10 protein-coding genes are annotated in these 13,256 nt (G+C 48.8%); 5 read left to right on the forward strand and 5 right to left on the reverse strand.

The genetic code is table 11. The features are described from left to right. The first annotated feature begins 72 nt into the window (after window positions 1–72). Genes KDK16_RS06215 through KDK16_RS06225 form a run of 3 tightly spaced genes read left to right on the forward strand, consistent with a single transcriptional unit; the run spans window position 73 to window position 5,410 of the window. Window positions 73–3,054 carry an HsdR family type I site-specific deoxyribonuclease gene (locus KDK16_RS06215; RefSeq protein WP_257252433.1) on the forward strand — a complete coding sequence of 994 codons (2,982 nt, stop codon included), beginning with the start codon at window positions 73–75 and terminating at the stop codon, window positions 3,052–3,054. Window positions 3,055–3,109: 55 nt separating this feature from the next. After that, a complete protein-coding gene (locus KDK16_RS06220) occupies window positions 3,110–4,387 on the forward strand; it encodes an AhpA/YtjB family protein (protein WP_257252432.1) in 1,278 nt (425 codons plus the stop codon). 24 nt (window positions 4,388–4,411) lie between these two features. Further along, entirely contained in the window at window positions 4,412–5,410 is a 999-nt protein-coding gene (locus KDK16_RS06225; RefSeq protein ID WP_257275190.1) for a hypothetical protein, read from the forward strand. Between the two features lie 5 nt (window positions 5,411–5,415). On the opposite strand, the gene hisF is transcribed toward KDK16_RS06225, so the two are convergent. The 5 genes from hisF to KDK16_RS06250 all read right to left on the reverse strand — a co-directional run bounded on the left by hisF (window position 5,416) and on the right by KDK16_RS06250 (window position 8,902). Beyond that, window positions 5,416–6,189, reverse strand: a complete 774-nt coding sequence (gene hisF, locus KDK16_RS06230; RefSeq protein ID WP_257275191.1) for an imidazole glycerol phosphate synthase subunit HisF — start codon at window positions 6,187–6,189, stop codon at window positions 5,416–5,418. 33 nt (window positions 6,190–6,222) lie between these two features. Then, window positions 6,223–6,609: a DUF4870 domain-containing protein gene (locus KDK16_RS06235; RefSeq protein WP_257254972.1), complete on the reverse strand. Its 387-nt coding sequence runs from the start codon at window positions 6,607–6,609 to the stop codon at window positions 6,223–6,225. 40 nt (window positions 6,610–6,649) lie between these two features. Then, a complete protein-coding gene (gene hisH / locus KDK16_RS06240) occupies window positions 6,650–7,294 on the reverse strand; it encodes an imidazole glycerol phosphate synthase subunit HisH (RefSeq protein ID WP_257254971.1) in 645 nt (214 codons plus the stop codon). 58 nt (window positions 7,295–7,352) lie between these two features. Then, a complete protein-coding gene (hisB, locus tag KDK16_RS06245; RefSeq protein ID WP_257254970.1) occupies window positions 7,353–7,946 on the reverse strand; it encodes an imidazoleglycerol-phosphate dehydratase HisB in 594 nt (197 codons plus the stop codon). A gap of 149 nt (window positions 7,947–8,095) precedes the next feature. Then, a complete protein-coding gene (locus tag KDK16_RS06250) occupies window positions 8,096–8,902 on the reverse strand; it encodes a hypothetical protein (protein WP_257275193.1) in 807 nt (268 codons plus the stop codon). Between the two features lie 187 nt (window positions 8,903–9,089). Between KDK16_RS06250 and KDK16_RS06255 the strand changes: the two genes are divergently transcribed. Then, window positions 9,090–10,847 (forward strand): SPOR domain-containing protein, encoded by a 1,758-nt coding sequence (locus KDK16_RS06255; protein WP_257254968.1) that lies wholly within the window; start codon window positions 9,090–9,092, stop codon window positions 10,845–10,847. 104 nt (window positions 10,848–10,951) lie between these two features. Beyond that, the gene (locus KDK16_RS06260) at window positions 10,952–13,036 is read left to right on the forward strand and encodes an AsmA family protein (protein ID WP_257254967.1); all 2,085 of its coding nucleotides are present in this window, start codon (window positions 10,952–10,954) and stop codon (window positions 13,034–13,036) included. Window positions 13,037–13,256 lie beyond the last annotated feature (220 nt).

Consider the following 13,256-nt stretch of genomic DNA (forward strand, 5'->3'; position numbering starts at 1 on the left):
GTTCCATTTTCGGTAGTGCCCTTATTTGATCCAGTGACTGCTTTGGCGCTTTAATCGTTCTGATTTTGACAAATGACTTACGTTTATGTAGCAGGCTTGAACACGCCCGAAAAAATGCTGGTGAACGTCCGTGAGCAGTTGCAGACACTGAATAACGTCAGGTTTCAGGATGGCGAGTGGCTCCGGTTTGTCGAACAGTATCTGGACAATCCCAGCGACACCATCATTGATAAAACCCGCAAGGTTCATGACGACCACATTTTTGATTTTGTGTTTGACGATGGCCATATCAAAAACATCTACCTGCTGGATAAACAGAATGTCGCCCGCAACAAAGTGCAGGTGATCAAACAGTTTCAACAAACCGGCACCCAGGCCAACCGCTATGATGTCACCCTTCTGGTGAATGGCTTACCGCTGGTTCAGATTGAGCTGAAAAAGCGCGGCATTGCCATTCGGGAAGCCTTTAACCAGGTGCATCGCTACAGCAAGGAGAGCTTTAATGCCGAGAACTCGCTCTATAAGTACCTGCAGCTGTTTGTGATTTCCAACGGTACCGACACCCGTTACTTCGCCAATACTACCCAGCGCAATAAAAACAGCTTCGATTTCACCATGAACTGGGCGAAATCCGATAACACCCTGATTAAAGACCTGAAGGATTTTACCGCCACCTTCTTTCAGAAAAACACATTGCTCAGGGTACTGCTGCACTATTGTGTTTTCGATGTCAGCAATACCTTGCTGGTCATGCGCCCCTACCAGATTGCCGCCACCGAGCGCATTTTGTGGAAAATCAGAAGTTCCTATCAGGGCAAAAACTGGAGTAACACCGAGAGTGGTGGCTATATCTGGCACACCACCGGTTCTGGCAAGACCTTAACCAGCTTTAAAGCCGCGCGTCTGGCCACTGGGCAGGATTTTATTGATAAGGTCTTTTTTGTGGTGGACCGTAAAGACCTCGATTACCAGACCATGAAAGAGTACCAGCGCTTCTCACCCGACAGCGTAAACGGCTCGGACAGCACAGCAGGTTTAAAACGCAACCTCGCTAAAGACGACAACAAAATTATTGTGACTACCATTCAGAAGCTGAACAACCTGATCAAAAGCGAGAGCCAACTGCCTGTCTATCAACAACAGGTCGTGTTTATTTTTGACGAAGCCCATCGCAGTCAGTTTGGTGAAGCGCAAAGGAACCTGAAGAAGAAGTTTAAAAAATACTATCAATTTGGTTTTACCGGCACGCCGATCTTCCCGCAAAATGCGCTGGGCGCAGACACGACAGCGAGCGTGTTTGGCCGGGAATTACACTCTTATGTCATCACCGATGCGATACGCGACGAAAAGGTGCTGAAGTTTAAAGTGGACTACAACGATGTACGACCACAGTTCAGAAACCTTGAAAAAGAAACGGATGAGCAGAAGCTCACCGCCGCTGAAAACAAGCAGGCCTTTTTGCATCCGGAACGTATTACTGAAATCTCCCGGTACATACTGAATAACTTCAGGCAAAAGACTCACCGACTGCAAGCCGGTGGTGCAGGCTTCAATGCCATGTTTGCCGTCAGCAGTGTGGATGCGGCCAAAGCTTACTACGAAAGCTTCAGAACCCTACAGAATAAAGACCATCAGGAACAACCGGGCAAAAAGCACCTTAAAGTGGCCACTATCTTCTCTTTTGCAGCCAATGAAGAACAGGATGCCGTCGGGGATATTGTTGATGAAAGCTTCGAAGTCTCCGCCATGGACAGCAGTGCCAAAGAGTTTCTGAGCGCCGCTATTGCTGACTATAACACCCACTTTAAAACCAATTTTGGTGTCGATAGCAGAGGCTTTCAAAACTATTACCGTGATCTTGCCCAACGGGTAAAAAAACAGGAAGTCGACCTGCTGATCGTTGTCGGTATGTTCCTGACGGGTTTTGATGCCCCCAGGTTAAACACCTTGTTTGTTGACAAAAACCTGCGTTATCACGGTTTGATGCAAGCCTATTCCCGTACCAACCGGATTTATGATGCCACCAAGACCTTTGGTAATATCGTCACCTTCCGTGATCTTGAGCAGCCAACGATCGACGCTATCACGCTGTTTGGTGATAAGAACACCAAAAACGTCGTGTTGGAGAAGAGCTACAAAGAGTACATGGAAGGCTTTACCGATCTCACCACAGGCGAAGCTCGCCGTGGCTATCTGGAGGTTGTCGCAGAACTGCAAAGACGCTTTCCAAAGCCTGATGAAATTATCAAAGAGCAGGATAAAAAAGACTTCGCAAAACTCTTTGGTGAATACCTGCGCGTTGAGAATGTGCTGCAAAACTACGACGAGTTTGCAGGTTTGAAAGCCTTACAAACTGTGGATATGGATAATCCTGAGACCGTCGAGGCGTTTAAAGCCAAATACTATCTGAACGACGATGACCTGGCAGCCATGCAGGCTATCGAGGTGCCTTTTGAGCGGTTAATCCAGGATTATCGCTCAACTTACAACGATACCCGTGACTGGCTACGTCGTGAGAAAGCCGCCAACCAAAAAGAAGAATCCAGCATCGACTGGGACGATGTTATCTTTGAAGTGGACCTTCTGAAATCTCAGGAAATCAACCTTGACTACATCCTGGAACTGATTTTTGAGCACAACAAAAAGAATAAAAACAAAGCCGACTTGATTGAAGAAGTCCGTCGTCTTATTCGTGCCAGTCTCGGGAACCGTGCCAAGGAGAGTCTGATTGTTGATTTTATCAACCAGACCGACCTGGATAACATCGGAGACAAAGCCAGCATCATTGATGCCTTCTTCAGGTTCGCGCAGGCTGAACAAAAACGCGAGGCCAAAGAGCTTATCCGCTCTGAAGAGTTAAACGACGATGCAGCCAGACGCTACATCAGTAGTTCATTGAAACGGGAATACGCCAGCGAGAACGGTACTGACCTGAATGCCACTCTTCCCAAAATGAGCCCACTGAACCCGCAATACAAAGCCAAAAAACAGTCAGTATTCCAGAAAATGGCTGATTTCGTGGAAAAATTTAAAGGCGTGGGCGGTCAGATTTAACCACACCGTCGTCTTTGCAAAAATCCCCCGACATAACACCCCAGGAGGTTCGGCCTTGTCATTGCCGAAAAAAATCATCACCCTGTTTGCCAGACAATCAGCAGCCCTGTCTCTTCGCCAGCAACTGTTACTGATGTTTGGTCTGCTGTTCACAGCCCTGACGCTGTCTACCGTCTTTCTGGTCAGCAGCGAACTGGAGTCCACCAGCCGTCATCAGGCTGACTCGATCGGAAACCTGCTGAGTGCCCAGACAGCCAGTGCCGCCACTGATATGCTGGTCACAGGAGACCGTCTCAGTCTCAACGTACTGCTGGGGCAGCTGGTGCAGAATCCCTATGTCGCCAAGGCCGCCATTTACAGCATTGATAATCGTGAAATAGCCTCTTCAGAAAGTGACCAGGTCGGCGAGAAAGGTGAAACCTATTCGTCACCCATACATTATCAGGACGTGATCGCAGGTTATGTCCGTCTGCAACTGGATAAAGGGTTACTGACCCAACACCCCGGTGATGCGCTGACACTGATCATTACTGTCAGTATCATTCTTCTGGTCAGTGGCTTGCTGTTGCTCTACTTTTTCGCCTCCGGCATCACTTTCCGGCTCAACCTGATTGAAAGACAGTTGCATTCTATTCTGCAATCCCCTACCAATCCCGTCTCCTGCAGAAACGAAATACTGCGACTCTCTGGCTTTGTGGAAAAGCAGCTCACTGAAAAACTGATGGATTCTGTTGAACCGGAACCCGTGGAAGAGGAAAAAGAGGAAGTCTCAGCCATTGTCAGTGTTCGTAACAAAAACATGCCCCGATTACGGCAACTGCTGGCTCCCCATGATCTGATGCACATTATTGAGACGCAAAACGAAGCTCTGAAACACGCCGCTCAACAGTATCAGGGAGAGTTAAGTTACACACCTGATGGCACCGGGTATATTCGTTTCTCCAGTCTTGAAAGTGCCTCCTTTGCTGTGGACGCCTTGAGTTGTGCCCTGTTGATTCAAAGCCTTAACAGAGTCGTTGGCGAGCAGAACATTGCTGCGCTGGAGATTGGGTTGGGAATCTGTGTCAGTGATGGCATCGCTGATTTCCCCGATACAGAACACCCCTCACAATCCGACAGTGCCGCCAGTAATGCCCTGATGCTGGCAAGCCTGCCGGGTTCGGAAGGTATTCACATGTTCCGTGACCAGCTCAACTGGCTACCTGCCGGAGAGCCCGAAATAAAAATCAGTGAACAGGGTGAGGATATTGTGGAGATCACCGGACTGCCTGCTGAACAGCAGGAAGTCATTCAGCAGGAAGCTTATGACATCAGCCGGGAGCTGGAGTTGTAAACCTGTCGTTCGTTTGGAGGGATTATGAAGCCCAATCTAACCCTAGTTAAAACAGCGATAGCTATCGCCATTAGCTTGAACTCATACGCCTACAGCAGCGGTAATTACTCAGACAACACGACGCAGACGACAACACTTACCCTGACTCCGACCACTGAAAACCAACAAATCCTGGATATAGTATTTCCAAAATACACGACGGTGTTTGGTATTAAAGTTCTGGGCACGGAAAAAGTGCCCGATGAGAAACTGCTTCATGCTGCGAGAATCATGGCTGAATATCTCGATAACAATGATGATGGTGTTGTCGATAATCAGCCAGTGCTTGATAGCTTAGTTGCACAAAAAGCCACTCTGACCATGATAGCTGACGATTCCGAGCTACAGCCCGTGCGGAATAAAGTCGGAAATAATAAGAAGCTGACCAATCTGCAAGACCTGAAAGCAAGCGAAACTCACCCAAATGGCGCAGCCAGAGGCGTATTTGATGGCGCTCTCGAAGAGGTTCTACATTTGATCACCCGTCTTGGCTACAGCAAAGTTTATCCTGCAGCGCTGGGTGAGCGACATGACTCATTGATTGCCGATGCTATGGACAAAGCTCGTGGTGGTCGGTTTGATAACATCCCGGACAGTTACCCTGCAAACGCCTGGTTCACTTATGAAGATGAAAGCTGTGACTACAGTTGTATGATCACTGAATATACTTATTTTGCACTGACTTCGATTCTTGGTGGTCAACAGTTTCCGGGCCGATTGCAACAAATCCAAAATGAATGGATTTTAAACACCCGATTGAGAGTAAAATCAGTTGACCGTGATGTTTACAATATCTTAACTAATCCGGTTTATTTACTGCCCAGTGTTTTGCCCGATGGTCAGTACCACTCGGCCACCTTCGAGATAAAAATGGGTGCCGATGAGTCAAGCACAACCGCCCATGATTCTACGACGAAGACAGAGCAACCTTTAATCGTGTTGCTCGTCGCACTGATGACTGTTTTTGGGAAAATAATGTTGTAAGCACTTCAGACTCTCATTTCAATACCATTCCTGGCCATGTAGGCTTTGGCTTCCGGGATAGAGTATTCACCAAAGTGAAAAATACTCGCCGCCAGCACTGCATCGGCCTTGCCTGCTTTTACAGCCTCAACCAGATGATCCAGGTTTCCCGCACCACCAGAGGCAATCACAGGTATTTCCAGGGCATCGGAAATGGCTCGGGTCACACCAATGTCGTAACCGTTTTTCACGCCATCCTGATCCATGCTGGTGAGCAGAATTTCCCCGGCTCCCAGCTGTTCCATTTTCTTCGCCCACTTAATGGCATCCAGTCCGGTTGGCTTTCGGCCTCCATGGGTAAAGATTTCCCAGCGATCAGGTTCGCCTGAAAGGCTGACCTTCTTGGCGTCGATGGCCACAACAATGCATTGGGAACCGAAACGGTCAGCAGCTTCCTGAACAAACTCAGGGTTAAAGACAGCCGCCGTATTAATACTAACTTTGTCGGCACCGGCATTAAGCATGGTACGAATATCTTCCACCTTGCGAATGCCGCCACCGACTGTGAGAGGGATAAACACTTCACTGGCCATGCGCTCAACCGTATGAACCATGGTGTCGCGGTCTTCGTGGCTGGCAGTGATATCCAGAAAGGTGATCTCGTCAGCACCTTCTTCGTTGTACCGACGAGCCACCTCAACAGGGTCACCGGCATCACGGATATCAAGAAACTGAACGCCTTTCACCACTCTGCCGTTATCAACATCAAGACAGGGAATAATTCTTTTCGCTAAGCCCATTGAACGGCCTCTCTATTTTCTGCATTGAACCGATTAAAGGCTGACCAGACGCAGGCATACCGGATATCTATACTCATCTCCGCTGCTGGCTTTCATGCTGGCCCGGATCACAAAAATCAGGGCAAAAACCACTGCAAACGGAATCAGGGGAAGAAAGAGCAGTCCGATCAGAACGGCATTCAGTAATCCCCAGATGGCAATCACCAGCATCACGGTAATCTGGAAATTCAAAGACTCTTTAGCATGATGGGCAATAAACGCAGACTGATCTTTTTTCTGATACCAGATCAGAAAAGGGATCAATATGTTCATGCCCGGCAGGACACAGCCAAATAAAGTCAGGATATGGGAGAAGACCGCCCAATTCTTTTCATTGGAATCGGGCTTCTTCATAAATGGTTGTAAAGCGTCTATGTCCATTTTTTTTGACTCGAACGTTTTTAAAGTGTCGAGCCCCTCTCTATGGATTCCAGTTCAAAAAGTTCTCAAGCAGTTTCAGGCCACTGTCAGCGCTTTTCTCAGGGTGAAACTGCACCGCAAAAATATTGTCCCGTGCTAAAGCCACATCAAAATCAACACTGTAGTGACAACGACCGACGGCCATCCCATCGTCGTTCGCATGAGCATGATAGCTGTGGACAAAATAGAAGCGGGCGTTATCTTCGATGCCTTTCCAGAGGGCATGGTCACGATGTTGCTGAACCGGGCTCCAGCCCATGTGGGGGACTTTCAGTTTATCTCCACTCTCATCCACCAGCCCCTTGCCAAAAAATTTTACTCGTCCGGGCATCAGACCCAGGCAGTCAACGCCACCATTCTCTTCGCTGTGATTCAGCATGACCTGCATACCAACGCAGATACCCAGAAGCGGGCGCTGACTTTCGACCACTTCCCGCACTACATCATCCACGCCTTTGGCACGAATTTCTGCCATGCAGTCACGGATAGCCCCGACGCCGGGAAGTACTACATGATCTGCCTGCTGTATAATTTTCGGGTCAGAAGTCACCTTGACACAGGTATCGCTGCTGGCCACGTGTTCCAGAGCTTTACTGGCAGAGTGAAGGTTACCCATCCCATAATCGATGACTGCAACGGTCTTCATTCTTTTAACTCACCGGACAGTTTATTTGTTTCGCTCATGGCTGCTTTTTCGCTGTTGATTAAAGCGAACCTTTGGTGGACGGCATCTGGCCAGCCATGCGGGGATCCAGTTCCAATGCCATTCTCAGTGCCCGGCCGAAAGCCTTGAAGACCGTTTCTATCTGATGGTGAGCATTGCGACCTCGCAGATTATCAATGTGCAGTGTCACATTGGCGTGATTAACAAAGCCCTGGAAGAATTCATAGAACAGGTCAACATCGAACTTGCCAATCATGGCCCGGGTAAAATCAACATTAAACTCAAGACCGGGACGTCCGGAAAAATCGATGACCACTCTGGAAAGCGCCTCGTCCAGCGGTACATAGGAGTGGCCGTAGCGGGTCAGGCCTTTCTTGTCACCAATGGCTTTGGTGAACGCCTGACCCAGGGTAATACCGATATCTTCTACGGTATGGTGGTCATCAATGTCGTTGTCGCCCACAGCCTTGACGTCGAGATCAATCATGCCATGACGGGCAATCTGGTCCATCATATGATCAAGAAAGGGAACACCTGTGTCGAACTGGCCCTTGCCATTACCATCCAGATTGATATCAACCCTGATCTGGGTCTCCAGCGTATTTCTTTCAACACTGGCCTTGCGCTCAGCCATGATAATCTCCGATTGTATCTATTCTGTGCATGGAGTCTGACCCGTTGTTAATAATGCCAGACTCTGATTAAGACCATTCTAACCTGAATGCCTGCCGACTCCCGGACCAAAACCCGGCTATTATACGGAGCAGCTCCGAAGCAGGCGAGCTATTCATCTCGTACTTTGTCGAAAAGGTCACCTTCAAGCCTCTCGAGCAGCCTGTCAATCTGCTTTCGCTTGTTCTGTACAAGCCTGCCACCGGAAGGTCTTTCACGGTCATTGGCCCAGTCCTCCGACCAGCCTACCGTAAAATCCACACACTGTTCAGAAAACTGAGGCAGTGAAAATATCTTGGACTGCTCCAGACAGCCGGTAAGGAAATTATCAACATCCGACTGTTGAATAGGGTATTTGCCCACCGCTTTCTTGATATTTCCAGGCTTGACGACATATATCCAGATTTGCCCTTGCTCGGGTAGGTGACCACCAGTCATGCTCTTGAGTTGTCTGACATTCATCAAGACCCTGCAGTTCAGGGTTTCAGTGCGATCCAGACTGCGGATCTGCTGATCGGATGATGCCAGCAACAAGCCATTGAATAACGTCCCTTCTTTCGGGGTAACACCCAAAACGGTTCTGGTTGGTGATTTTTCAACGACCCTGACAAACCAACCCCGCTGATAACCACTGACCCAGACAGGAAACTCAACCTCATCTTTGTTCAGCTTTTTCTCCCGGGCTGCTTCCAGTATCAGCGTGCCAGAAGCCACCAGATATTGCTTTTGACGGCTATCGACCCCGGGGAAACATGACGAATCCAAAGCCCACGAAGAGATGGGCAAAACCAGACAAAAACCCACCGCCAACCATCGTTGATATGACATTACCCTAAAAGTACCCATTATCTCCATAACCTGTTCCTCAGACATCCAAACGGCATAGGCAGATAACCCCCCCCAACCAGCGTCAGGCAAACAACCACACCTCATAATAGTCGCTGAAAAACATGCCATAGCATGCGGTTGCCCATTCATTGAGTTCGCTGCTTCCAGTTCAATGGGTCATACAACATTTGGCATTTAAAAAATTAATTCATCACAACACTTGCAATTAATTCACATATCTGATTTTTTAAAAGCAATGGTCAGAAGGATCTGATTCATGTCTGCTCAAGTGCTGTTTAAGGACAAAACGCTCAGGCTGGGAGTCGTTGCTTCCCTGACGACACTGATCGCTGTTTCAGCGGACGCTCTCTTATTGCCTCCAAAACCTCTGGCACTGAGTTCATCGTGGGATTGTCGCTCAGGACCTAACAGCGACTGGCTATGCAGAAGCAGCCAGACAGATCGTTACGAACAACCTCTGGAAACCGCTGCGTATTCTGCTTCAGATAGAAACAATGGGTATCCGGAAACGATTCCTCAGAATCAATATCAGCCTGCCAGAGCCGAGCCAGAAATCGACTCCTCGCGGACGTCAGTGCAGCCTGACTATCAACGGCGAGATAACTACGCCAATCCCAACCAACAGACGACTCCGAAACAGCAACCCCGGCAAAGCATCAACGAACTGCTGAGTTCGGAACACGGGAGCTTTGTTATTCAGTGGCTTGCAACACATACCGAAGAGCCATTAAGGGATTTGCAGCGTCGTTTCCCGGTTCTGCAACAGGCGACGATTGTTCGCTATCAGCGCAACAACAAAGATTGGTTTGTATTGCTGGACGGACCTTTCAGAGATAGCCAGTCAGCGATGACAGCCCTCAACAGCCCTCCCCGGTTGTTGCTGACCGACAAGCTCTATCCCTGGACACGCTCTCTGGCCAGCATTCAGAAGCTCAACCTGATTATGCCGGGAGAACTCAGAGCTCCCGGCGGCCCCTCACAGCCATTTAACGAACAGCGTTATGCAGATAATGATCCTCTTAAGCCGGATAATAATCGTTTGTTTGCCAGTATCGCGCCCGCCTACCCAAAGGTGCAACCAGCAGAAACCTATCGGGACTACAACACTGACCCTTACCAGACTTCTGAGCCAATATTTGGATCTTCCTATCAGTCCGACCCCTATTACGATGAGGAAGCACTGGATTTGAATTACAGCACTTCGAGTACACAACGTTATGCCCGGACGATGCCTGAAGCGGATCGTTTCCAAGCAAGAAAGCACTACCAACAGAGCCACCAACAGAGCCACCAACAGGACAGCTATTCAGCTTATTCAGCCCGGAAAGAGATCAACGAATACCGTCGTCCAAAAGAAACCAGAGAGTACCGAGAGCCTGCCAAACAGAGCATCCTCGGAGCCTCCCCAAACAGTTACGCTATCCAGTGGCTGGCTGGAACCCGAAGAGATACTCTCGAAAGAGTCCGCAGGCGCTATGCACAGTTGAGTGACGCCCAGATCATACACTACCGAAAAGGACGACAAGACTGGTTTTTGCTCGTAGGCTCCCCCTATACCAGCAAAGGTCAGGCTAAAAGGGCACTTTCCAACCCGGAGCTGGCGCGTATTTCTACACGTCTGTACCCCAGAGTCCGATCAGTTAATGAACTAAAAAGTCTCATATCAGCTAAGCCAGAAAGGGCTCAGCAGATTCACTCCCAGATAGTTACCCAGCCAAAGGGGTCGGTCTTCAGCGGAACGGGTAACAGCTACACTATCCAGTGGTTTGCAGCCAACAAGCCGGAAGCCATTGAGAAGCTGAAGAAACGATTCCCTGAATTGAGATCTGCTGTCACTGCCCGATACCGTAAAAATCAGAAAGACTGGTATGTTCTTCTGCAAGGTCAGTTCAGCAGCAGCAAAGAGGCTCTGGCTGTTCTTAATTCACCTCAACTGAAAGACGCTGTTCAGGTTCTCTACCCTTGGACCCGCTCGGTGAAATCCCTCAAGAAACTTCAGGCCCGGGAGAGTTAGGAAACAATATTTTCATCCCCCTTGCCAACTCCTCAAACACTTGCTGTACACTACCCTGAACAAGCAATAACAACACTTTGTACCCTGAGATCCCGAGGTCTCCCATGAATCGTGCAATTAAACTCATCGCCTCTGTGGTGGCTGGCATCATTATTCTTGTGGTTGCCGCTGCCCTGATTCTTCCAAAAGTAATTGATCCCAACAATTACCGGGATGACATTTCCAAACTGGTTTATGACAACACAGGCCTGACACTCACGATTGACGGCCCCATTGACTGGTCGGTCTTTCCCTGGCTGGGACTTTCCCTCGAGCAGGTGAATGTAAAAGGTGCAGACAACTCCGATCTGGCTGAACTGGGTAAAGCGGAAGTCAGCGTTAAACTGCTACCTTTGTTAAGCAAAAAAGTAGAGATGCAAACAGCCAGACTGATAGGACTAGAGCTCAACCTGGTCAAAAATGAGTCTGGCCAAGGCAACTGGGAAGTTTCCAAAAATGCAGCCAGCCAACCTGCAGCAACAGAGACCACAACCGTTATAACGCCCGAAGGTAAAACCGAATCTGCTCCTCTGGAGCTGGATATTGCCCATGTCACTGTTGAAGGATTGGTGATCCGTTACAACGACAAGAGCACAGGCAAAACCTATCTGGTTGATCAGGCGGGATTGGAAACCGGGGCAGTTCGCAACAATGAGCCTTTTGACTTCAATCTGAAAGCGCGCATTAGAAGCGGTGAACCGGATCTGACGCTGATGACTGGCATCAGTGGCGTTCTGATATTCAACCTTAAAGACGGCACTTATGATCTGAAAGATCTCAATATCTCCGCCAGCCCGGCAGAAGAGAACCTTGTTGGGGAAAGCGCCGAAACCCTGCAAATTGTTGGCTCTTTGAATATTCAGCAAAAGCCACTGATGGTGAAAGGTCACCTCGATGTCACTCAATTCAATCCGGGCAAGTTTTTAAAAGAGATCAAGATCCTGCTCCCGCCCATGGCAGATCCCGGGGCAATGACTCAGATGGCTTTCAAGAGCAGCTTTAGCACCGATGGTAATAGTTTCTCTGCGGACAAGCTGGATCTGACGCTGGATGGTTTCAACATCGATGGCTTTTTCAAAATCGGAAATCTGGAACAACAGGACATGACCTTTCAGTTCAAAGGCGGTGATCTGAACCTGGATCGCTATCTGCCACCAACTTCTGAAGAGACAGCATCCAAAGAAGAAAAATCAGAAGGTGTTCAAAACACAGAGCCCCCAACCGTTGCATCAGGCACTGCAAAAGCACTTCAGCCAAATCAGGAGCTGCCACTGATTCCGGAAGACACCCTGCGTCCTCTGAACATCAAAGGCTCTTTGGAGCTGACTTCCCTGACCGTTGCAAAACTCATTTTTAATCAGCCTTCAGTCCAGCTCACAGCCCTGAAAGGGCGCCAGGATATCAAGCTAACTTCCGGCTTTTATGACGGGAGCATTGATCTGGACGGCAAACTCGATGTTCGCAAGAAAGGTGATCCCGACGTTCAGACAACAGCAAACCTGAAAGGTATCAACCTGCAGGCTTTGGCCCAGCCTATACCGGCGCTGAAGTCTATTGAGGGTAAAGTGAATGCAGACATGAGCCTGACGACCCATGGCCAGCTACAAAGTGTTCTGACCAGTAACCTGAACGGTAAGATCGACTTCAAAGTCGATCAGGGGGCCTTTACTGAGGCTAACTTTGACAAGATGGTGTGCGAGGGAATTGCCAGGATTCGCAAGCAGGATCTGCAGAAAAAAGACTGGGGTCATACCACCCGGTTCACCCAGCTTAGAGGCAGTTTCACCATTAGCAACGGGGTAGCCAGCAATAAAGACCTGACTGCTGCCCTGACCAACCTGAACCTCAAAGGTGACGGTAATATCAATCTGGTCAAACAGACTCTGGATTATCATTTGGGCCTGAACATCAGTGGCGACCGTGCTCCTGATAGCGATCCAGCTTGCGTGGTTAACGAAGACTACGTCAACGTCACCTGGCCGGTTCGTTGCCAGGGCAAGCTAGGCCAGCAGGAGTGTGGCGTTGACACCGAGCGTCTGGCCGACACTATTGCTTCACTGGCCAGACAGGAAGTGAAAAAGCGTCTGGAAAAAGAGATTGAGAAAAAAGCCGGACACTTGAAAGACGCTCTGAAAGGTCTTTTCAAGTAAATAAAACCAATTTTTCTAATTTTCTTGCTCTCTTCCCTTCACTCACCTTTGTCGTTATCAGTGAGGGGAAGTACATGGTGCCATAGCCATTCGTAGACAGCCACTGACAGATAAGTCGTCCTTCAGCCAAGCATCTATTTCGTATTTTGTTAACAATCTAAATTCGTTATGTTATAACATTTACAAAGCTGACAAATGTCGACTACATTTATTGCACCCA

It is taken from the genome of Endozoicomonas sp. SESOKO4 (genome assembly GCF_024606275.1).

What these genes read in the sequence shown, in the direction of transcription:
- KDK16_RS06255 (WP_257254968.1), top strand. Translation starts at nt 9,090, where the DNA reads ATGTCTGCTCAAGTGCTGTTTAAGGACAAAACGCTCAGGCTGGGAGTC.
- hisH (WP_257254971.1), bottom strand. Translation starts at nt 7,294, where the DNA reads ATGAAGACCGTTGCAGTCATCGATTATGGGATGGGTAACCTTCACTCT.
- KDK16_RS06215 (WP_257252433.1), top strand. Translation starts at nt 73, where the DNA reads ATGACTTACGTTTATGTAGCAGGCTTGAACACGCCCGAAAAAATGCTG.
- hisF (WP_257275191.1), bottom strand. Translation starts at nt 6,189, where the DNA reads ATGGGCTTAGCGAAAAGAATTATTCCCTGTCTTGATGTTGATAACGGC.
- KDK16_RS06260 (WP_257254967.1), top strand. Translation starts at nt 10,952, where the DNA reads ATGAATCGTGCAATTAAACTCATCGCCTCTGTGGTGGCTGGCATCATT.
- KDK16_RS06225 (WP_257275190.1), top strand. Translation starts at nt 4,412, where the DNA reads ATGAAGCCCAATCTAACCCTAGTTAAAACAGCGATAGCTATCGCCATT.
- KDK16_RS06235 (WP_257254972.1), bottom strand. Translation starts at nt 6,609, where the DNA reads ATGGACATAGACGCTTTACAACCATTTATGAAGAAGCCCGATTCCAAT.
- hisB (WP_257254970.1), bottom strand. Translation starts at nt 7,946, where the DNA reads ATGGCTGAGCGCAAGGCCAGTGTTGAAAGAAATACGCTGGAGACCCAG.